This is a genomic window from Bacillus sp. 41-22, from assembly GCF_025809295.1.
GTDB classification, from domain to species: domain Bacteria; phylum Bacillota; class Bacilli; order Bacillales; family Bacillaceae_G; genus Bacillus_A; species Bacillus_A mycoides.
This window is the reverse complement of record NZ_CP084035.1, coordinates 3092354-3114289: the sequence shown is the minus strand read 5'-3', so window position 1 is coordinate 3114289 and position 21936 is coordinate 3092354. Positions and strand designations below refer to the sequence as shown.

Annotated in this window: 14 protein-coding genes and 7 pseudogenes; 12 read left to right on the top strand and 9 right to left on the bottom strand. The window is 34.4% G+C overall.

Annotation, left to right across the window (positions count from 1 at the left end):
- Positions 1 to 200: 200 nt before the first annotated feature.
- A pseudogene (locus LCF45_RS15900) lies at positions 201 to 782 on the bottom strand (recombinase family protein).
- Positions 783 to 945: 163 nt separating this feature from the next.
- Here LCF45_RS15900 and LCF45_RS27175 point away from each other — a divergent pair.
- The 4 genes and pseudogenes from LCF45_RS27175 to LCF45_RS15885 all read left to right on the top strand — a co-directional run.
- Positions 946 to 1041, top strand: a pseudogene (locus LCF45_RS27175) (DUF4158 domain-containing protein); the annotation flags it as partial.
- 311 nt (positions 1042 to 1352) lie between these two features.
- A pseudogene (locus LCF45_RS15895) lies at positions 1353 to 2884 on the top strand (thiol-activated cytolysin family protein).
- A gap of 508 nt (positions 2885 to 3392) precedes the next feature.
- Positions 3393 to 4622: a serine hydrolase domain-containing protein gene (locus LCF45_RS15890; protein WP_002128176.1), complete on the top strand. Its 1230-nt coding sequence runs from the start codon at positions 3393 to 3395 to the stop codon at positions 4620 to 4622.
- A gap of 472 nt (positions 4623 to 5094) precedes the next feature.
- Positions 5095 to 5520 (top strand): annotated as a pseudogene (locus LCF45_RS15885) (alpha/beta fold hydrolase); the annotation flags it as partial.
- Here the strand turns inward: LCF45_RS15885 and LCF45_RS15880 are convergent.
- Positions 5486 to 5884: pseudogene (locus LCF45_RS15880) on the bottom strand (IS4 family transposase); the annotation flags it as partial. The pseudogenes LCF45_RS15885 and LCF45_RS15880 sit on opposite strands and share 35 nt — an antisense overlap.
- A gap of 290 nt (positions 5885 to 6174) precedes the next feature.
- A complete protein-coding gene (locus tag LCF45_RS15875) occupies positions 6175 to 7575 on the bottom strand; it encodes a MocR-like pyridoxine biosynthesis transcription factor PdxR (RefSeq protein ID WP_002017132.1) in 1401 nt (466 codons plus the stop codon).
- A 131-nt stretch (positions 7576 to 7706) separates the two neighbouring features.
- On the opposite strand from LCF45_RS15875, the gene LCF45_RS15870 reads away from it, so the two are divergent.
- The 5 genes and pseudogenes from LCF45_RS15870 (at position 7707) to LCF45_RS15850 (ending at position 11187) form a co-directional block, all read left to right on the top strand.
- The gene (locus LCF45_RS15870) at positions 7707 to 8600 is read left to right on the top strand and encodes a DMT family transporter (RefSeq protein ID WP_033713434.1); all 894 of its coding nucleotides are present in this window, start codon (positions 7707 to 7709) and stop codon (positions 8598 to 8600) included.
- A gap of 290 nt (positions 8601 to 8890) precedes the next feature.
- A pseudogene (locus LCF45_RS15865) lies at positions 8891 to 9334 on the top strand (acyl-ACP desaturase); the annotation flags it as partial.
- Between the two features lie 194 nt (positions 9335 to 9528).
- A complete protein-coding gene (locus LCF45_RS15860) occupies positions 9529 to 9990 on the top strand; it encodes a CarD family transcriptional regulator (protein ID WP_002131165.1) in 462 nt (153 codons plus the stop codon).
- A 551-nt stretch (positions 9991 to 10541) separates the two neighbouring features.
- Positions 10542 to 10688 carry a BC1881 family protein gene (locus LCF45_RS15855; RefSeq protein WP_000738549.1) on the top strand — a complete coding sequence of 49 codons (147 nt, stop codon included), beginning with the start codon at positions 10542 to 10544 and terminating at the stop codon, positions 10686 to 10688.
- 265 nt (positions 10689 to 10953) lie between these two features.
- Positions 10954 to 11187 (top strand): hypothetical protein, encoded by a 234-nt coding sequence (locus tag LCF45_RS15850; RefSeq protein WP_263892959.1) that lies wholly within the window; start codon positions 10954 to 10956, stop codon positions 11185 to 11187.
- Between the two features lie 355 nt (positions 11188 to 11542).
- Here LCF45_RS15850 and LCF45_RS15845 read toward each other — a convergent pair whose 3' ends face one another.
- Both LCF45_RS15845 and LCF45_RS15840 read right to left on the bottom strand, forming a co-directional pair.
- Positions 11543 to 11818 (bottom strand): hypothetical protein, encoded by a 276-nt coding sequence (locus LCF45_RS15845; RefSeq protein ID WP_063225674.1) that lies wholly within the window; start codon positions 11816 to 11818, stop codon positions 11543 to 11545.
- Between the two features lie 543 nt (positions 11819 to 12361).
- Positions 12362 to 12548 (bottom strand): annotated as a pseudogene (locus tag LCF45_RS15840) (hypothetical protein).
- A gap of 848 nt (positions 12549 to 13396) precedes the next feature.
- On the opposite strand from LCF45_RS15840, the gene LCF45_RS15835 reads away from it, so the two are divergent.
- From LCF45_RS15835 to LCF45_RS15825, 3 genes are all read left to right on the top strand, one after another.
- Positions 13397 to 15601, top strand: coding sequence for a bacteriocin-associated integral membrane family protein (locus tag LCF45_RS15835; RefSeq protein WP_215576336.1), 2205 nt, complete (start codon positions 13397 to 13399; stop codon positions 15599 to 15601).
- Positions 15602 to 15610: 9 nt separating this feature from the next.
- Complete coding sequence (locus LCF45_RS15830) at positions 15611 to 16249, top strand: ABC transporter ATP-binding protein (RefSeq protein ID WP_215576337.1); 639 nt, start codon at positions 15611 to 15613, stop codon at positions 16247 to 16249.
- 326 nt (positions 16250 to 16575) lie between these two features.
- On the top strand, positions 16576 to 18006 hold the full coding sequence (locus tag LCF45_RS15825) for an IS4 family transposase (protein WP_263892958.1): 1431 nt from the start codon (positions 16576 to 16578) through the stop codon (positions 18004 to 18006).
- A 294-nt stretch (positions 18007 to 18300) separates the two neighbouring features.
- On the opposite strand, the gene LCF45_RS15820 is transcribed toward LCF45_RS15825, so the two are convergent.
- From LCF45_RS15820 to LCF45_RS15805, 4 genes are all read right to left on the bottom strand, one after another.
- A complete protein-coding gene (locus LCF45_RS15820) occupies positions 18301 to 18672 on the bottom strand; it encodes a cupredoxin domain-containing protein (RefSeq protein ID WP_002084529.1) in 372 nt (123 codons plus the stop codon).
- A gap of 159 nt (positions 18673 to 18831) precedes the next feature.
- The gene (locus LCF45_RS15815; RefSeq protein ID WP_263892957.1) at positions 18832 to 20091 is read right to left on the bottom strand and encodes a serine hydrolase domain-containing protein; all 1260 of its coding nucleotides are present in this window, start codon (positions 20089 to 20091) and stop codon (positions 18832 to 18834) included.
- 99 nt (positions 20092 to 20190) lie between these two features.
- Positions 20191 to 21390: an MFS transporter gene (locus tag LCF45_RS15810; RefSeq protein WP_263892956.1), complete on the bottom strand. Its 1200-nt coding sequence runs from the start codon at positions 21388 to 21390 to the stop codon at positions 20191 to 20193.
- Between the two features lie 15 nt (positions 21391 to 21405).
- On the bottom strand, positions 21406 to 21825 hold the full coding sequence (locus LCF45_RS15805; RefSeq protein ID WP_002128165.1) for a MarR family winged helix-turn-helix transcriptional regulator: 420 nt from the start codon (positions 21823 to 21825) through the stop codon (positions 21406 to 21408).
- Between the last annotated feature and the right edge of the window lie 111 nt (positions 21826 to 21936).

The following is a 21936-nucleotide window of genomic DNA, read 5'->3' as shown; positions in this document are numbered from 1 at the left end:
GTCTTGAATTCGTTTTGAGGTAAAATGAATGGTTTGAAAGGTTTTAAAACATGAATTGTCTTTCCCTGTAGTTAAAGTGTATGCTTTCACTTATTTTGAACAAATTCCCCCTTTAATTATTTGCATGTTATTCTTTATATAGACAACCTAATGTTTGTATAATATATTTCTACTTATCTGTTAATTATTACATCTTTTCATTATATATGGGGTGAGGAGGGAAGGGGTACACATGCATATGAAGCTCTAGACACATTCGTAATTTCGCAAAGTTGATTTACAGTCATATTTCCTTCTTTATATAGCTTTACTGCATAATTCATTCCTGCGTGATTTTCATGATACTTCTTTAAACGACCTTTAAACTTTCCTTCTTTTTTTGCAAACTCAATCCCTTCACGTTGTCGCATACGAATAAGATCTCGCTCTAATTGGTTAACACCAGCCATTACAGTAATTAAGAACTGGCTGTATCGATTATCTTCTGATAAATCTAGCTATGTATCCTTTAGTGATTTTAAGCTCGCTTTTTTACCTCGTATAAACTCAATTAATTTAAACAAATCCTGTGTGTTACGAGTGATCCGAGTTAAGTTTGTAACATAAATAATGTCACCTTCCTGTAAATCCTCAAACATTTTTTGAAGTTGCTCGCGATCCTTTGTTGCTCCAGAAACTTTTTCTTCAAAAATAATATCCATTCCAATTTCGTTCAGTTGCTGAAATTGCCTTGAAGGGTTCTGGCTAGTCGAACTGACATGTATATAACCGATTTTCCGCAAAACATCACCCCCTTTTTTGAGATTAAGTCTTATGAGACGCTCTTAACTAAGATTTTATAAGTCTACTATAATTGTATCCATAGAGTACACTCTATTGGGATGGATTTAAAATATATACGATTCAAAGACCAGTTTAAATATGGAGTGCTTCTAATTTGAAAAAGTAAAAAAACAACGTGGAGTCGCTAATAGATTAGGATTTGCCATACAAATTGCTTACTTACGTTTTCCAGGAAGACCATTATCTGAGAATGGAAAATATGATTAATGCTACTCTTATTAACAATGCAAAGGGAACCTGCTACATTCTCATATGCAATATTACATATAAGAATGTATTAATAATAATGTAAGCGCTTACTACAATAAAAACATAAAGATAAATCACATCTTAGCAACAACAAAAGAGGAGGAAATAATATGGAAATCGCAATGGCAGTTTTGAAATTTTTAGGTGGAGTAATTCCATTAGTTCAAGAACTTTTAAAAGTATTTATGTAAGTTTATTATTCGGCAATTATTTATAAATAATTATCATACCTTAATACGAAAAACAGAAGGGGATATTTTTTGAAAATTAAGAAAAACAACAAAGGAATAAAATTTCTAACATGTTATTAGTTAGTTTATGCACTATTAATTATTCATCTATTTCCTTCGCGGAAACACAAACAGGTAATGCAAATGATGCAACAAAAAATGCTAGTGGCATTGATACTGGCATAGCAAGTTTAAAGTATGATAGTAGAGATATTTTAGCAGTAAATGGTGATAGAGTAGAGAGTTTTGTTCCGAAAGAAAGTATCAATTCAAATGGTAAATTTGTAGTAGTGGAACGTGAGAAAAAATCACTTACAACTTCACCAGTCGATATTTCGATTATTGATTCTGTGGTGAATCGTACGTATCCAGGAGCCGTACAACTTGCAAATAAAGCTTTTGCAGATAATCAACCTAGTTTATTAGTGGCTAAGAGAAAACCTTTGAATATTAGTATAGACTTACCTGGCATGAGAAAAGAAAATACAATAACCGTTCCAAATCCAACATATGGTAATGTGTCTGGAGCAGTAGATGATTTAGTATCTACTTGGAATGAAAAGTATTCTAAAACACATACGTTACCTGCAAGAATGCAGTATACAGAATCTATGGTTTATAGTAAATCACAAATCGCAAGTGCCCTTAACGTTAACGCTAAATATCTTGATAACAGTCTAAACATTGATTTTAATGCGGTTGCAAATGGAGAGAAAAAAGTGATGGTAGCGGCATATAAGCAAATATTTTATACCGTAAGTGCTGAACTACCTAACAATCCATCCGATCTTTTTGATAATAGTGTTACTTTTGGTGAGTTAACTCGTAAAGGTGTAAGTAATTCGGCTCCACCTGTTATGGTCTCAAATGTAGCTTATGGTAGAACTGTTTATGTAAAATTAGAAACAACATCTAAGAGCAAAGATGTACAAGCTGCTTTTAAAGCCTTACTTAAGAATAACAGCGTGGAAACGAGTGGACAGTACAAAGATATTTTTGAAGAAAGTACTTTTACCGCTGTAGTATTAGGTGGAGATTCAAAAGAGCATAACAAGGTTGTTACAAAAGATTTTAATGAAATACGAAATATCATTAAAGATAATGCAGAATTAAGTCTTAAAAATCCAGCATACCCAATTTCATATACAAGTACTTTTTTAAAAGATAATGCAACTGCTGCTGTTCATAACAATACAGATTATATTGAGACTACAACTACAGAATATTCAAGTGCTAAAATGACGCTTGATCATTACGGTGCATATGTTGCTCAATTTGATGTATCTTGGGATGAATTCTCATATGATCAAAATGGGAAAGAAGTACTAACACATAAAACTTGGGAAGGAAGCGGTAGAGACAAAACTGCTCATTTCTCTACAGTCATACCACTTCCACCGAATTCAAAAAATGTAAAAGTCGTAGCGAGAGAATGTACAGGTCTTGCATGGGAATGGTGGAGAACAATTATTAATGAACAAAATGTTCCGTTAACAAATGAAATAAAGGTTTCAATTGGAGGAACAACATTATACCCAACGGCTAATATTAATCATAATTAAAGGCAACGTATACGTTCGAAGCACCCTGTTTACAGGGCGCTTTTTTACTTAGTTGAAAGTATATCGGCGTTTTTCAAATATATCATAATCAATTCGCAAATCTTATAATCATATTTTTTGATGGCTGCATGAATGTTTTCAATGATTTCATTCCTTATTATTAAATCCCTATAAATTTAAATTAGCCTATCTTTATTAATTCATTATGTATCAGCATTTGGATTTTTTATAAAGAAAAGGCACTATCCTCAAAGTACCTCTTCCTACTTAATCCACAATGGGATAGCAACACATCGCCATCCTTTCTGTATATTTCTACAAAAAGAATAACGTTCTCTATGAATTATAGATATAAATTTATCTTAGGTTGATAGTGATTTATGATGCCTCCATATACATAAATACATTTTGTCGAAATTATTAAAAAGGGGAATTTTTCTATTTGAAGAACTAATAATTGATTGTCAATATGTATTAGAAATCTCAATCTAAACTAAAGGAGAACAAAATGGGACAAAACAATAAAGGCTTTTCTGAAACAGGATTGCGCAAAATGCGCAATGTACTGGCGCAGCATGTCGATTCTGGAAAGATTCCTGGGCTCGTCGCCTTAGTCAGCCGAAACGGGGAGACGCACGTCGAAGCGCTTGGAACAATGAGGCATGATGGTGGCGCACCAATGCGTCGGGACACGATCTTTCGATTGGCGTCCACTAGCAAGCCGATCGCAGTTTCACCAGTAATGGTTCTGCTCGACGAGTGCAAACTGCATTTAGACGACCCAGTAGACAAATGGCTGCCCGAACTCGCTGACCGGCAGGTGTTGAAACAGCCCGATGGTCCACTGGAAGAGACCGTCCCAGCACGGCGTCCTATCACTGTACGAGACCTGTTGACCTCCACATTCGGTCTCGGAGTGGATCTCACGTTGATGGGTTCTCCGATCATGAACGCGTTCTTCGAGAGTGGGATATTCGACACGCCAGGGCAGGATATGCCCGATCCAGATGAGTTTATGTGTCGCCTAGGTGCACTTCCGCTAAGCTACCAGCCCGGAGAGCGGTGGCAGTATCATATCAGTATTGAAGTGCTCGGCATTCTTGTTGCCAGGGTCACGGGTCAGACATTCGAGTCGTTCCTGCGCGAACGCATATTCGATCCACTGGGAATGAAGGACACTGGTTTCTACGTGCCTGAGCTCAAGATTGACCGGCTTCCACCTGCCTTCAACCCCGATCCGCAGACAGGTGAGTTCATCGTGTGGGATGAGGGTGCAGGCGGACGTTACAGCAAACCTCCAGCATTTCAAGCAGGCGGTGGTGGGCTGCTCGCAACCATCGACGATTATCACGCGTATTTGCAGATGCTGTTGAACAAAGGGATGCACGGAACCAAACGGATTCTGTCTAGGCCCGCAGTCCAGCTGATGACCACCAACCGTCTTACTCCTGAACAACAAGTATACCGAGACGATTTGGCCAAAAACAACGTCCATTTGTCGTTTGGACAAGGGATACAAGGTGGCTGGGGCTTTGGGATGGGGGTGCGTACCTATCTTGGAGACTACGCGTCTATCGGTCAATTCGGCTGGGATGGCGGAACTGGCACTACAGCTTACGCTGATCCAGACAAACAGTTTATTGGAATTCTGTTCACCCAGGTTGGGATGTCAACTCCGGCCCCATCGCATCTTATCCAAGACTTCTGGACCACGGTCTACCAAGCAATCGAAGACTGAAACCGAACTTAGGTATTGTTTAAAGGAAAACTCCAAGACAAATTATACGCATGATGGCCACCATCAACACCATGGTTAAAAGCTATGGCAGGACGGGAAGTGTTGGAAGTACTAGGAGAACAGTTTGGCATTATTAATAAGAGCCCAATAAAAAATCCTCTTGGATGCAAGAGGATTTTTTATTGGGAATAGTAAGGATGAGGGGAGGTGCATTACATATGGGAAAAGGTAGAAGTAATAATGCTGGTAAAAAGCAACCGAATTTCGATGATTCATCTAATTTCGCTAAACAAAGCCAACCGACAGAAAAGAAGAAATAAGAAAAGGATCTCTCTTTATTAAGAGAGATCCTTTTTTAAATATATTGACGTTTCAGCACAACATATCGATTGCTTAACCAAATAGTCATAAATACAAGGCTTAAACTCCTGCGAATGGAAGCCAATTTAATATTATTGTCCTGCTTTTTCTAATGGGTGGAATGATTGCTCAAATTGTAGCCTTGAGGAACCCTCAGCGAGTTCTAAGTATAACTTTGATTGCATCAAGTATTTTTGGCTCTGAAGACAACAAACGGAATTTGCCTCCGATCGATGAGAAGATACTCACTTACCATGCTAATGGGGCCAAACTAAATTGGTCGGATGAAGAATCTGTTGCAAATTACTTGGTTACAGGATCAGTGTTACTCTGTGGTTCAAAGCATAAGTTCGATGAGAAGAGGGCTTATAAGCAGGTAGAAAAAGAAATAAAACGAGCAAATAACCTACTCAGTATATTTAATCACTCACTTCTTAAAGGCGATGATTCTTATGAGGGGAAGTTAAAAGAAATTAATATACCTACTTTGGTTATCCACGGTACAGAAGATACGCCGGTGAATCTAAAATACGAATACGCTTGAAAACAGAAGTGTATGGAGAAGAAATTGGCATAGATGTGGCCAATTTTTTGCTTAGTAGTTCGGCTAGTAGGTGTTGTAAAAGTTGGACGGCCGCCTTATTAAACCGTTGATTCAGTCCCTCAGGACTGATGAGTACTTCTGTTGATGCTTCTAAACAGCTAGATAACTGAGTTAAAGAAGTCATAGCTACATTTTGGCTCACCCATACACATAAAGCTACTAAATCTTTTGCTTGGTACTTACTGGTTCGTTGTACAAAACCAACATCTCTAGCAAGATCCCGTAAGGTATTTGGAGATAAAAAACTTTGAATCTCTTGAGCGAATAGTTGTAATTCGTCAGATACAGAAACAGACATAAAAAACGCCATCCTTTCCTATGATTCTACAGAAAGAATAACGTATTTTTTTCATTTTGAGGATATTTCTTTTTATTAGCTGGATAGCGACGGGGTACTTCAAAATCTTAAGTTGATGGGCATGTATGGTACCCTAATATAAACTCAACATTAATTTGAGAAGACTCTTCAAAAAAAATCTTTTTCAAAAAATCTTTTTTGATTATCTAGTTTTTGAAACAATGTGCTTGCTTCTTGACCATAATCTCTAAATATACCTCCAGTAACAGGATCGTTTACTTCATTTAACTTTAATTTTTTTCAAGCCATATATTTGCTAATTTACAGATACCTTCAGTAATCTCATGTTCACTTAAGTTTCCTAAACCTAATTGAATATGTGGATATTTAGGTGCTTTTTTAACAAAATATTGAGAGCATGGATAAACAGTAACGCCATTGCTAAATGCTTTATTTATCAAATCTTTCTCGCTCATTTGAGTTTTGACTTCAATAACTACATAAATACCAGAGTAGTAACCCTTGATTTTTATATTGTTTTTAAAATGCTTATTGATCTCTTCGCATAGTACTTTTATTTTACGTTTATAAAGAGTTTTCATTTTCCTTAAATGTGCATACCAATATCCCTCTGATATAAAGTAGGCTAGCGTTCTTTGATGAACAGAAGAAGCAGTTTGTTCTAGTAAAGGCCCAATTTTCTCATACGTAGGAAGTAATCGTTTAGGTAATACCATGTAACTTACACGGATTGAGGGTAATAATGCTTTAGAAAATGTGCTTAAATACACAGTTCTATCATTAGAATCTATACTATGTAAAGAGGGGACAGGTTGATGAATATAACGAAATTCACTATCGTAATCATCCTCAATAATATATCCATTAACCTGTTCAGCCCAGTTAATGAGTTGTAACCTTTCACTAACAGGCATCGTTAATCCATATGGAAAATGATGAGTTGGTGTAACGTATACCAATCTTGTGTCTGTTGTACACAATTGATCAACGTCAAGGCCATTTTCAATAACAGCTATAGGTTCAACGGAGAATGACTGTAAGGAAAAAAGTTCCCTTGCTCCATTGTAACCAGGGTCTTCTACAGCTATCCGATGAAATTCTTTTTTTAAAAGAAGGGTCAAAATCAATAACAAATGTTGTGTACTGCTACCAATCAGTATTTGCTTATTAACAGCACTTACACCTCTTGATTGAAACAGATAATCTGATATAGCTGTCCTTAACAACATGTCCCCTTGTTTTTCCCCGTAGGAATACATGATAGGATCCATTAAGACTTTATTTGTTAGGCTTCTCCACTTTGCAATAGGAAAGTTCTCCCTGTCCACCGTACCAATTTTAAAATCAATGGTTTTTCTTATATCTTTTTGTCTTCCTCTAGGAGTTACTACAGTAGGCTCATATGTAAGTACTTGATTAGACATATTTGCCTGTACAAAATAGCCCTTTTTATTTTCACTTCGTATATAACCTTCTGCTAGAAGTTGTTCATAAGCCACTTGTGTAGTATTTCTACTTACATTTAAAAGTTCTGCTAATTGTCGAATAGAAGGTAGTTTTGTATCATAGGTAATTTTTCCTGATAATATTTGCATCCGTATATAAACATATATTTGCTGATACATTGGAACATTACCACTCTGATCTATATTAAAAATGAGTTCTTTCACTTAATACACCCCAACTGTCATTTTAAATTATTATAAACTGTACCTTTTACAAATGACAGTAAAGATTAGTATTAAGTATAGGAATTCATACAATATTTTTTAAGAGGAATGATGATAAGTTGGTTAAAATTATGTATTTATTTTGTTTAATTGTTTGGGGACTTAATTTTATTGTAGTTAAGATTCAAGGTACACCAGTTAGTCTAGAACTCTCGTTATTATACCGTTTAGTTCTAACGGCAATCTTATTTTTAGTTCTCATATGGTTTATTAAACCTAATGGAAAACCTAATAGAAAAGATATTCCATTTGTCGTTTTATTTGGCATTTGCAATTTTGCATTGAGTTACCTATGTCTCTATTATGCTACTATAATGAGTTCTGCCGCTATCGTAACTTTGATTTTTTCATTGAAAGTTATTTTAACTCCAATTGCCCTTCGAATTTTTTTGAAAGAGAAGCTACATTCTCGTGTTTTAATTGGAGGAATTCTAGGAGTGCTAGGCGTATGTATTCTTATCTATCCGAATATAAACAGTTTTAAAGGATTTGATGATGTAAAAGGAATTATGATGGCTATTCTAGGTACTATTCTTACAGCGATAGGAGATGCTAGCTCTGCAAGAAATTCAAAACATAAGGTTAATCCCGTATATGCAAATTCAATTGGCTTTACAGCAGGAAGTGTATTGATAGGAGCGATTGTATTACTTCAAGGAGAAAAACTAGTCTTTCCAACATCTATTTCATACTTATCTGCTTTACTATACTTAACCCTAATTGCTTCTTTTGCAGCATGGTTATTCTATTTGAAACTTGTAGATAGAATTGGAGGGGCAAAAAGTGGTTATATGGTAGCACTTTTCCCTGTAATTGGAGGAATAGCTTCTGTGATAATTGGCGAATCAGATTTATCTGTATATTTATTTGCTGGCTGTCTTTCAAGTTGTATTGGAGCTGCTATTGCTTTAGGATTTGGAACAAAATATCAAAATATAGAATTACGGATAAAAAAGACTAGTTAAAAATCAGAATTTAGTGTTGATAATGGTTGGAAGCGGAACATGGTTATTTATTAGGGGGCACTATACATGCCCATCATGCTAAGGTCTTGAAGTACCCCCTAAACGGAATTTTTACTTTTCTACAGTTATTTATGTGAATTCAACTCGTTTTTTTCGTTTTGGGGGTGATTGATTTCTTAGGTTGATAGCGGTGTGGCGGTACCTCATTTAGAAGACTAGTATATACTGCTAGTCTTTTTTTGAAGTAAAAAGGCCACCTATTCCCTAGGAGGCCCTTTTATTTTATATAACTACAAGAACTTGCAACGATGGTGTTTTACAATAATGTCGCTAAGATTGCAAGTAAGCATGATCCAGATCTTGCTACATTATTACGCCGCCTTGCCAAAGATGAGACCCTTCATTATGTTTTTTATCGAGACGTCATTTGAACACATTTGGAATTGGAACTTAACTATTGCTATCATATTGCCAATATAATTAGAAATTTTAAAATGCCAGGTGCTGTCATGCCTGATTTTGAAAATAGAATGGCTGTGATTGCAAAAGAAGCGAATTATGGACCATTACATCCAGTACTTGATGTAGTGGTTGATTATTGGGGTTTAAAAGACTTACGACCAATTGCACCTCTAGCTGAAAAAGCAAGAATTGAGATTATGGAGTACCACACAAGATTGAAAAAAATACGGGAGCGATTTGGTCGTTTTCAAGGGAAAACTGATCTATGTTAATGAGTAGAGATTTCAGAATATAAGTGGGGAATCTGACACACTCCCTATTGTTTTGGGGGTGTTTTTTACTTAATTTAATTTTTACCAAAAAAGTAGTTGACTACAAAAAAGATTTTATGATATTATAAAATATTTGATAAAAAACAACATATATGTTAAGGTTAAGAAGGTTACCATATATGGAGGTGGATTATATGTTTCAAATTGGCGATAACATTGTTTATCCAATGCACGGAGCAGGTATAATTGAAGCCATAGAAGAAAAAGAATTCTCAGGAAAAAAGCAACAGTATTATGTTATAAAAATGTCAATCAGTAATATGCAAGTCATGATTCCTATGGGGAAAATATTAAGTTCGAGTATACGCCCAGTTACTGATATACTTGCATTAAAACACATTATACACATTTTTCAGCATGGAGAATCAGATAGATTATTACCGTGGAAACAAAGGTATAAAGTGAACACGGACAAAATAAAAACGGGTGAAATACAAGAAGGTGCCGAAGTTGTACGTGATTTAATACGTATGAAGAAAGAAAAAGCACTGAATACAAGCGAAAAAAAAATGTTGGATAACGCACATGAATTTTTGATTAGTGAACTAGGATTAATTAAAGGGATCACTGAAAATCAAATAAAAAGTTTCTGTTAAGATTCATTATAGATAATGTATTACATACCCCGAAAATATCCTGAATTTTTCGGGAATATGATTATTATTAAAAGTAAATCATTTCAAAGATATTCAACTTCTTCAACTCACTTTTTGAGTAGAAACCTCTTTTGTTATTACTTCAATCTAATCCATTTTTATTTTTAAATTTCTTTTACGAGCGTTCGAAGTTTCATCAAATAACGCGATCAAATAGTCACTTGATTTTTGAAATCCTGATTCACATTGGCACGGACAAGGATCCGTAAGGATGAAAGAGAGGTAGGGCTTTCATTGTTTTAGGTAATATATTATCTAAGTCATTATTTCTAGAAGAAAAAACAATCGATCTCACCGCTATCTCTTTAAGAGTTCCTTACATCTACTGAGACAGTGAATAGGTAATTGTTTATCTCTTCTTTACGTAAAATTGATAAACGAACTGGTAACACCATATGGTCAACTACAAAAAATGGTTTCCAGACCAGGAAACCATTTTTAATTTCATTTACATAACAATAATAAATTAAGCAGTAAGAAGGAGTGCACACATGAAAAAAATGTTAACAAAAGAATTAAGTAATGAATTAAAGAAGCGGGAAGGGGTCATTTCTATTACAGTTGAGCCTTATGAAAAAATCGAAGTTGGTGGAATTCGTGTAGATGGACCAGCTGTTATTCTAATTAATCAAGAATAGTTGAATGCATGAAGAAAAGGATCAGCCTTTAAAAGAAGGGAGGATCCTTTTTGTTTGCTACTTTTATCTGATGTGTTGGAGTTAAAACGGAAGGAGAGGGTCGGGATTATCATGGTGGAAAGCTTAATATTGGTAGGATTTCTTTTTACGTTATATAAATTAGTTGATAAAAAAACAAGCTAATTATTTAAAAAGATATATTGTTTCCCTTTTAAGGGCGAGATTTATTTGATAGTGAAATGGATAATGTAAAGGAGGAATTTAGATGGATGCAAGGAAAGAACGCATAAAATACGAGAAGATGTCAAAGAACTATGAACATATTTATTTAGTTTCGTTGCTCCTACTAATTGTACTTGTTTGTAGTAGTGTGGTTATCATAGGAGCTACAGGGGGAACATATGGAGTGTTTTTGTTGTTTGCAATTTTACTTAACGCACGTATTACGAAAGAATCTCAAAAAAAGTATGAGCACTATTCTAATAAAGGGCGTATTTAAAATGATACATAGCCTGAAAGGAACAACCTAGATGTACATGCAAAGTATCCCTATATCATTACCTATTAACTAGTAAAAAAGAATCGTATATAAATAATTTTTTAGTAATTTAGGAATAGAAAACGTAACTTATTAAAATGTTATTTTCGTTCATATAATGAATTATCCTTCTAGCATATTTATAGGATTTATATCATATAGTGAGAGAAAGAATGTAAGTTAGAAAGGAGTCTTATAGAATGAGTTGTTTGGAGGGAAATGACTTTAGTGAATAAAATATGGTAAGTGTACCTAATCCCTTAATTTGATTTATAATAGATTGGCGTCATAGACGACCAAATAAAAACACAGGGTTTTATCTCTGTGTTTCTTCAGATTTTCGTTTTTGAATATATGCTTGTGCATGAATAATTTCTTCCTGAAGCTCTTTTAATTCTTTCATAGATTCTGATTCAATAACCATGTAAGTAGTAACTAAACTGATCATCATATCCATCTTCTCTACTATATTTTGAATGACCTGTTCAGATTGCTCTTTTTTAGGGTGTTGTATTGCCTTTAATACATTTTCCATATAATTGTTTTTTCTTTGCTGGATATCATAAATAAACTGTTTTGTGTTTGAGTTCATTTGTTGTTCCTCCGTTTTGGATATACTTCTATTCTATCATATTTGAATAGAAAATATTGGATTCCCCTAAATTCACACCTGTCTCGTACATCTCCTCAAACAAACTTAGCTTGATGGCCATGGGGTACCGCCACATATCCATCAAGTTAAAAAACTATTTATCCCCCAAAACGAAAAAAACGAGCTGAATTCACATAAATAATTGTAGAGAGATAAAATTCCGTTTTGGGGGTACTTTAAGATTTTAAGTTGATGGGCATGGGGTAGCACCACATCACTATCAAGTTAAAGTTTTATAATGCCCTTAAAATGAAAAATACGTTATTCTTCTTGTAGAATTATAGGAATGGGTGGCGTATTTTTCATTTTGTTTTGCTAACTTGATGTTGGTGTGGTGTAACCTTAAGTATTTAAAAATTAAAACAAGGTCCCTTAATCATGTTAAAGGGACCTTGCTCACGCAAATGATCTGTAAATCAATTTATCTTTGATATACAGATCATTTGTATGATAATTTTTGTGAATAATTGCTAAATAGTGAACTTACATAAATGCTTTTAGAAGTTCTTGAATTAATGGGATTGCTCCACCTATAAATTTTAAAACTGCCATTGCGATTTCCATATTATGCTCTCCTCTTTTTTCGTATTAAGATGTGATAAATCTTTATAATCTTATTATAGTAAGCGCTTACAATTATAACAATGAATTTTTGTATGCAATATTGCATATTTATACATTAGATGTCTATTATTCATTTTTTAATGGTACTATAGCGAGGTGAGAGTCTTTAAGGGTTCTCCTTAATAGGAGGAAATATGGAAAGAGTGCAGGCGATTTACAGTAATCAAAAATTTAAGAGTTGGGTTAAACAGGTATTAGCTGTAGGAGGAGTAATAGGGTGCTGCTATTTGGTGTTATATGTTTTCTGTTTCTTAGTTATCATGTAAATATTATACAACTAAACTAGTAGAGTCTTGCCTAGAGAGGTAAGGCTCTTTTATTGTATTACCTGGAGATGGGCAAACAATATACAATACTTCTTAGGTTTGTCAGATTACTTTGTATCGTGCTTTGTTTCTCTATATTCTAGAACACTAACTCCTATCATTGAGAGTTAATAAACTTCTATTTAAAGTTTCCATTTATATTGAAAACAGAATTCTATTGATAAAAAATATGTTTTTACTAGATACATATTAAAAAGACAAGCATAAATTATATTAGATTTTAGCAAAATCTTTTTGCCTTGGAAAAGGATTTAAATCTTACTTATAGATTTGATTCCTTTTTATATACCATAATCCTTATATTACTACGTAAATATAATACAGTAAAAATGATTTAAAAGCAAGAATATTATTAGGGGTACGTTCACATCACAATCAAGCTAAGAAAAGCAAATACACCAAAACGAGAAAATTGAAACTTCCAGATGAAAATGTACAATTTTTTGTTTTGGAGCGTTATAAAATTCTTAAGTTGATGGGCATGATATGGTGACCCCATATAGACAACATTCACCCTGATGTTTCCATTTTTATTGAAATATACTAAAATATTACAGGGGAGGGTGTTATGAAAAAAGTAGTTGTGTTTTTTCTTATTGTAGCTTCTATATTGTCAGGTTTTATTGCATTTCAACAAACGGATCATAAAGAATTTGAAAAAATGGAAAAGGTAGAACAGAGGATAGGTAAAGAGTTTGTCATCCCAGATGTACTGGGTTTTGCGAATCCTAGTGAAATTTATCCTATATTACTCGAGGCAGCAAAGGAGTCACATACAAATATTTTTCGTACAAATGTTGCGTATCATGAAGATGAACAGGCAGAAATTTTGAAGTATGTGTTACTAACAACTGAAACGATATATTTTAAACAGTTTCAGTTAAGTGGGGGGGATGTGTTAAAGCCAAAAGACACATTCCAAGGTAATGCTTTTTTATCGACAGTACATACGAAAGATACAAAACAAAAGGGAGTAATAAAAGATTTTGGAGATAATCATGTGATTACAATTAAACCGCTTCAAACGTCGTACGAACATTTACCTATGGCAGGAAGATATGTTGTAGAAGGAGTAGATGATAAATCATACGATGCATTTTTAAAGCTTTTCTCTAAAAAGTTAAATCAGCATTTTAAGCCGAAACAGTATATTGTTGCTGACGATTTTAAACGGAATCTTAGTAATAACGAAGAAGCTCTCGATTCACCAATTAATTCTTTATCCTATATTCAGTATATGGTGTTTATCGTGCTCCTATGTTTTCTCATTTATTATGTATTTAACGAAGCGAAAAGGATTGGCGTTATAAAAATGCACGGGGTATCGAATTTGCGTTTATGGTTTATCGTTATAGGTAGAACTATTGCGAGTATGTTTGTTTTATCGATAGGTATTTCCGTACTTGCAACTGCTTTCGTAAAAAATGTAACTTCAGGGTTTATCTACACCATTATGTTCGATCAATGTAAAACGTATCTCATTATTACAATATTATCTCTCGTTTCATATTTTTATATTTCTAAAATTAAAGTCAATCAAATGATTAAAAATAGAAAAGATACAAAAGGTATATTTGTATTCAATACGCTGTTGAAAGTTACTTGTTCTATTATATTTGTTTTATTAGGGACGTCTATTTTAGAACAATATATTACAGTGAAAGAAAAACAAGTGAATTTAAAAAACTGGGAGAAAAACAAAGATTATGGTGTCTTTTATCCGCTTTCTGTAGGGAATGATGAAGAACAACAAGGGATGCATAAAACGGAGTCAAGTATAAATGGTGATTTGTATCCTATTTTGAATAAAATGGGAGCGGTATTAATTGATTCCAAGGAGTATGAAGAAATAGAATTGTCTAGAAATAAAGATTATAAAGGAATTTGGTCAGTTACCGTAAATAATAATTACCTTCGCGAATTTCCGCTATATGACATACATAATCAGCGCGTGCAAGTTTCAGAAGATACGGAAAACTGGATTTTATTAGTACCTGAAAAATATCAGAACAGGGAAAAGGAAATTCTTCGCTTTTTTGAAGAACGGAGAAAGCCAGCAATAGAATATGAAGAAAAAAGAATGCACAGAGAGGTCCCGAATCATTTACGCAATCGAAAAATAGACATTATTTGGATAAAGAATAATCAGGAAATCTTTAGTTTCAATCCAGATGTATATAAATCTGACAATAACAAAATTAGAGATGAAATTATTGAAGTAATGACAGAAAAGAATAGTTTTGTTGGAGAAAGAGATCTTATATTAGGCGGAGGGGCGAAGGATCCTTTAAAAATTAAGTTGATAAAGCGAGATGCAGGATTAACGTATAAGACACTAGAGCCAGAACTTAAAAGATTAGTATTAGATGATAATTTAAGATATCTTGTAACAGTTGACCAATATATTTCAAAAGATATATACAATCTGCAAAAAACAATGAAAATACTATTGACGGTTACTAGTGGACTAATTGTCGGCATATTATTTTTGGTAACACAGAATATTATTGTGTATTTCAATAAAAATCAGCAGAAAATAGTGGTGCATCGCTTATTTGGCGTAGATTTTTTTAGAACATATAAGGGATACATGTTGCAATTTGTATTAATGTGGATTGTACAACTATCAATTTGCTTCATCGTAAAGAAAGAGTTTGATTTGAAATTACTTACAGTGGTGGCAATGCTTATTTTAATTGAATTTACCGCCTCAATTATTGCATTAATCACGATGGAACGAAGAAATAAAAAAACGGTGATAAAGGGAGGTTAATATAAACGCATGCAATATATATGTGAACTAATAGATGTTTGTAAAAGTTATGGAAATCATGCAGTTTTAGATGAGTTCAATTTAAAAATTTATGAAGGGGAAATGGTTGCGATTATTGGAAAAAGCGGATCTGGTAAAACAACGATTCTAAATATTATAGGAATGCTAGAGAACCCAGATAGCGGAGTCGCTAAATTATTTGGTGCAGAGAGTCCTAATATGGGTTCTAGTAAAGCAAATAAGCTTCTGAGGACAAGAATGTCGTATCTCTTTCAAAATTATGCACTCATCGACAATGATTCTGTAAATAAAAATTTAGAAATTCCCTTGATTTATGCAAAAAAAACAAAGACGGAAAAGAAAGAATTAAAAGCAGCCGCCTTAGAAAAAGTTGGACTGAGCGTATCATTACAGCAAAAAATACACGAGCTTTCAGGTGGTGAGCAACAAAGGGTTGCCATAGCAAGGATACTTCTAAAGCCTTGCGAGTTAATATTGGCCGATGAACCAACAGGCTCTTTAGATGATAACAATAGAAATGAAATCATACAAATTTTAAAAAATCTAAATAAAGAGGGAAAGACAATTGTTATTGTCACGCATGATCCATATGTAGCACAAGTATGCGATAGAGTCATAGAATTATAATTTTTGCGAGAATGAGATTATAAAGGGAGAGGAAAATATACATATCGAACAATTCAAGCAACACATTGAAGAACTATTTGGAGAACATTTACTATTAAACAAATTCCAGCATAAACTAATGTGAATTTTGTCACGCTAAGAAAACCTAACAACAGAAACAAGTATAAATTTTTCTCTAACTAATTGATTATAGCGAATATGACTTCGGTATAGTTGATAGATGAAAATTTATTAAGTTTATCTATATTAATTTACCAAACTTTATGTCACCGTTACAAAAATACGCTATTCTTTCTATAGAATCATAGGAAAGGATGGCGTTTTTTATGTCTGTTTCTGTGTCTGACGAATTACAACTATTTGCTCAAGAGATTCAAAGTTTTTTATCTCCAAATACCTTACGGGATCTTGCTAGAGATGTTGGCTTTGTACAACGAACCAGTAAGTACCAAGCAAAAGATTTAGTAGCTTTATGTGTGTGGTTGAGCCAAAATGTAGCTATGACCTCTTTAACTCAGTTATCTAGCTGTTTAGAAGCATCAACAGAAGTACTCATCAGTCCTGAGGGACTGAATCAGCGGTTTAATAAGGCGGCCGTCCAACTTTTACAACACCTACTAGCCGAACTACTAAGCAAAAAATTGGCCGCATCTATGCCGATTTCTTCTCCATACACTTCTGTTTTCAAGCGTATTCGTATTTTAGATTCAACTGCATTTCAACTCCCGGATGTATTTTCATCGGTTTATCCAGGTGCAGGAGGATGCAGCCATACGGCTGGGATAAAAATTCAATTTGAGTATGATTTGTTAAGTGGACAGTTCTTACATATTCATACAGGTCCAGGTAAACAACATGATCGCACTTACGGCTCTCTGTGTGCCCCAACTGTGACAGCGAATGATTTATGTATCCGAGATTTAGGTTATTTTCATTTAAAAGACCTTCAATATATACAAGATAAAGAGGCCTACTATATCTCTCGTATCAAGTCGAATACACGTATTTATCAAAAAAATCCTAACCCTGATTATTTTCAAGACGGAAGAATTAAGAAAGGTACAGAGTATATACAGATAGATATGGAGACGGTAATGAGCTCCCTTCAACCAGGACAAACATGTGAAATAGCTGATGCTTATGTAGGAATGATTGATAAAGTGCCAGCTCGTGTAATTGTTCACCGATTAACAAAACAACAGCAACAAAAACGATTACAAGATCAAGCTGTAAGAGAAAAAAAGAAAGGAATAAAGTATTCTCCTCGTAGTAAACGACTCAGTGGTATCAATGTATATATGACAAACACCCCTACAGATATTGTCCCGATGGGACAGGTACATGACTGGTATTCTTTGCGTTGGCAAATCGAAATTTTATTTAAAACGTGGAAGTCATTCTTTCAAATCCATCATTGTAAAAAGATAAAACCAGAACGACTGGAGTGCCATTTATATGGTCAATTGATTGCCATTCTACTCTGTTCTTCTATCATGTTTCAAATGCGCCAATTGCTCCTCATGAAGAAAAAACGAGAGCTTAGTGAGTATAAAGCCATATATGTGATTAAAGACTATTTTCTTCTTCTATTCCAAACTATTCAAAAAAACACCCAAGAGCTATCAAAGGTGTTACTTCGCCTGTTCAATCTCCTACAGCAAAACGGGCGAAAATCTCATAGGTATGAGAAGAAAACAGTCTTTGATATATTAGGTGTCGTTTATAATGGTACCATGTCTGATAACCAAGCAGCTTAATTCAAAAAAGGAAACCCGTTAGGGTTTATTTCGTATGCAAATCTTTAAAGCATCTACGTATAGACTCTCGAAAAAAGAAACAATCTTGCTTATCATTGACGTTACATGGGCTTAGCTTGATAGCGATGGGGTAGCACCAACCAAACACAAATTTCGTACGCTACGACAGCGTAACGATTTTATGCTACCAGTAAAAAACTGATTAGTGAGAGCTCATAATGTGCGGGGGAGGGACAACCCCGCGAATTTAAGTTTCACTTTATAAAAAAAGTAAGGATCGACCGGTACCGCTCGTTATTGGACTATTACTTTTCCATCCATTCCTTTCAAGTAGTGGAACCGACATATTAGTTCATATGTACCGGGAGTTTCAGGTTTTACGGTAATTGTTATTTCTTTTCCTGACGGGACTTCGGCGTCAATTCCGAGTTTTTTCACCGTAAAGGTATGTTCTCTATTTCCTTTGTTTTTCAATAGCAACGTCGTCGTTTTCCCAACCGGAACAGTGATGATACTCGGATTAAAGTAATCATCATTCAATTCAACCTCAATAGGCTGTCTCACAACGTCGGATTCGGCAAATACACGGAGCGAACCTAAAGTAGTCATAACTACAATCATCGCAAGTGAAATGATTAATCCAGTTAATAGCTTTTTCACAGACATTTGTAATCCCTCCTTTCCTAAGCACTAGTGTTTTCAAATTACTAAAATATTATCAATATAAATGGGGTTTAGGCGTGGCTTAAATAGTAATTCTTTCGGCAACTCCTACTAATCAAGTACTAACTGGAATAGGATTTGGGTAAATAAAAAAAGCCTCCACTACTGTGGAAGCTTCTCCAAATGATGTGCAATATCAATATACATATCGGAATAAACCGAATGGATTTCATTACTAGGCGCAGCGTTAGAAGAGAAGTGGACGATTACCATACTTGCTTTCGGGTCGATGTAAAGGGTTTGTCCGTAACTGCCTAACACTTCGAAAGCACCTTGTTCATTGTGCGGAATCCACCATTGATTATGATAAGAAATGGAAGCACCACGACCAATTGCGAGCTCACCTTCTTGTACATTTTTCACACTTTCTGTAATAGAAGAAGGGACGATTTGTTTTCCGTCATATTGACCATTATTTAATAGTAATTGTCCGAACCTCGCCATATCTCTAGCAGTTGCATTTAAACCAGCGCTTGCTTGTTCTACTTTTGTTTCATCTGTAACGTAATACGCGTTTTCTTCCATACCAATTTGAGACCAAATTCGTTCGCTTACATTTTCAGCTAACGATTTCCCTGTAATCGTTCGGATAATCCAAGCGAGTGTTTCAGTTGATCCGTTATTGTAAGAAAAAGCTGAACCAGGTGGTGCAGTTTCTTCTGCTTCTAGTAACATATCATAAATTTTCATAGGCCCCTCGTAATTTTTACCTCGGGGTAAAATATTACTAGCTAAATATAGTTGTGCATCTTGATTTTCTAGTCCTAGCTGCATATATCCGTGAGTAGGGTATTCAGCGGAAACTTGCATGTCCATTAATTGCTGAAGTGTTGCTTTTCCAAACGGTGTATTTTTTAATTCTTTTATGTAAGTGTCAGCTGTTTTCTCTACATCAATAAGATTTTCTTCAGCGAGAGATTGTATGATTGCACCAGTAAACACCTTTGCTAATGATGCCATTCCATGAGGTTCACTCTCGTTATATCCATTGAAATATCGTTCATAAACAAGTTGACCATTATGTACAACGACAAAAGCATCTGTTTTGTTTTCGTCTAAAAGTTTTTTTAGAGGAGTCGTATTTCCAAATCTACGCTCCACAGCAAAATCGTCTAAGTTTTGTAACGCGGTAGGGAAGGGAGTAACTTGGTCAGGGATGTTTTTTACTTCATTTATTAAAGTGAATTCTTTCATATGTGTATACGACCAGCGTAAGTAAGGATCGTCCAACCAGTTTTCTTTTGTGACATTTGCTTTAGTGGGGGGCGTTTTATTATTTTTAAAAAAAGTAAACCCAAGCCCTGTAACTACGAATAGTAATACTAGTAACAGTAATAGCAGGGGAGATTTCTTTACATTCATATAGGTACCTCCTTTAGTTTCTATTATAAGTATACGCTCGTCTTAAAATAAATACAAAATAAGGAAAGTAAACGGGTAAGTTTACTTTCCTTATGAACGTTAAGCAGATATTTGTCCGTCTGTACTTTGTTTCTTGAATTTTTGTTTTCGTCCGTGTAATCCATAATATAGAAGTAAAGTGAACGCAACGATAATAGCTGCGATAAAATACATATTATGATAACTTGATTTGGCAGCCACTATACCTAAAATGAAAGAACCGAAGCCAATGCCACTATCAAAGAACGAGTAGTAAGTAGCTGTCGCAGAACCACGTCGATGGTTTGGAGCGGCAGAAATTGCAATCGTTTGGAAACTTGGAATTAATGTTCCGTATCCTAAACCGATTAACATACCTGCGCCAAGGAACCAAAATGAAGTTTGCGCTTGGCTTAAAATGAACATCCCAATTGTGAAAATAATAATAGCGGGATAAATAAGTACATTTTCACCGAAACGATCAAATATTTTCCCTGTAAATGGACGAGAAATGACCACAACAAGTGCGTATAAAATAAAGAAGTAACTTGCAATTTCGCTTAAACCGAGTTCTTTCGCATAAATAGGAATAAAGGATAAAATGCCACTATAAGAAAAGGCTAAAACAAATCCTGTTAGAGCGATTGGAATAGAAGATGGTTCAATTAAGTCTTTCCATTTCATTTTTTCTCGTTTTTGTTTGTTTACTGGTGCTTCATGCGGAATATTGACTAGTAATCCTAATAAAAATGCGAGTAATGAAAATACTGAACAAACGATAAATAGTACAGTAAATGAAAAATGAGAAATAATTGTTAAACCTAAAAAAGGACCAATTACCATCGGTAGACTCATAAATACGCCGTAATAAGCAAGTGCTTCGCCGCGTCTATGAGCTGGTGCTACATCAGTTACAATTGTTCCAGTTGCTGTTGTTGCCATTCCGAATCCAATACCATGTAAGAAGCGAAGGGCAAGTAATAAAAATAAACTTTGCGTACCGAAATACATAACAGTAGCGGCTAAAAATAGTGAAAGTGAAATAAATAATATTTTCTTTCTTCCTAAATCATCGAGCCATTTTCCTGTGAATGGTCTACATAAAACAGATGAAATAAGAAAAACAGTTGCAACTAAACCAATTTCCTCAGGTTTTCCTTTTAGGCTGTCTATAACATAGACAGGCAGAGTAGTCATAAGTATGTAAAATGTTAAAAAGAGAAACAGACTACTAAAACAAGTTCCGAGGAAATCCTTCGTCCAAAGTTTTTCACTTTGCATCGTCATCCCTCCATATTAATGATCTAAATTTTTGATAATTTGTTGTAACAATTGAAAAGCTTCATGTAAGTCTTCTTCTTTAATACCTTCTAGCGTCTTTTCTTCAAAGGAATCAACTTCTTCTTGCCATAGTGGAATCATTTTTAGTGCAGTATCAGATAATGAAATCAACTTTTCACGGCGATCTTTTCCTTCAGTACGAATAATCCAGCCCATCGTTTCCATACGTGTTAACGTACGAGTCATCGTTGGTGATTCAACATTTAAATACTGACATAATTCTGTTTGGGTACAAGATCCAGTTTGATTAATGCGGAAAATAACAGCCCATTGCGCACTAAATAATCCTGTTGGAGATACACGTTCATTAAATTTCTTCGTAAACTTACGAGAAGTTTGACTGACAATGTGGAAAAAATGTTGTTTTTCGTCCATGTATTTTGATCCTTTCAAATTAGTTACCTAGCTAACTATATACCTTTTTATTTTACTTGTCTAGTAATAGACATGTTGTTTTATGTGGAAATTTCGTATAGATTTTGTATT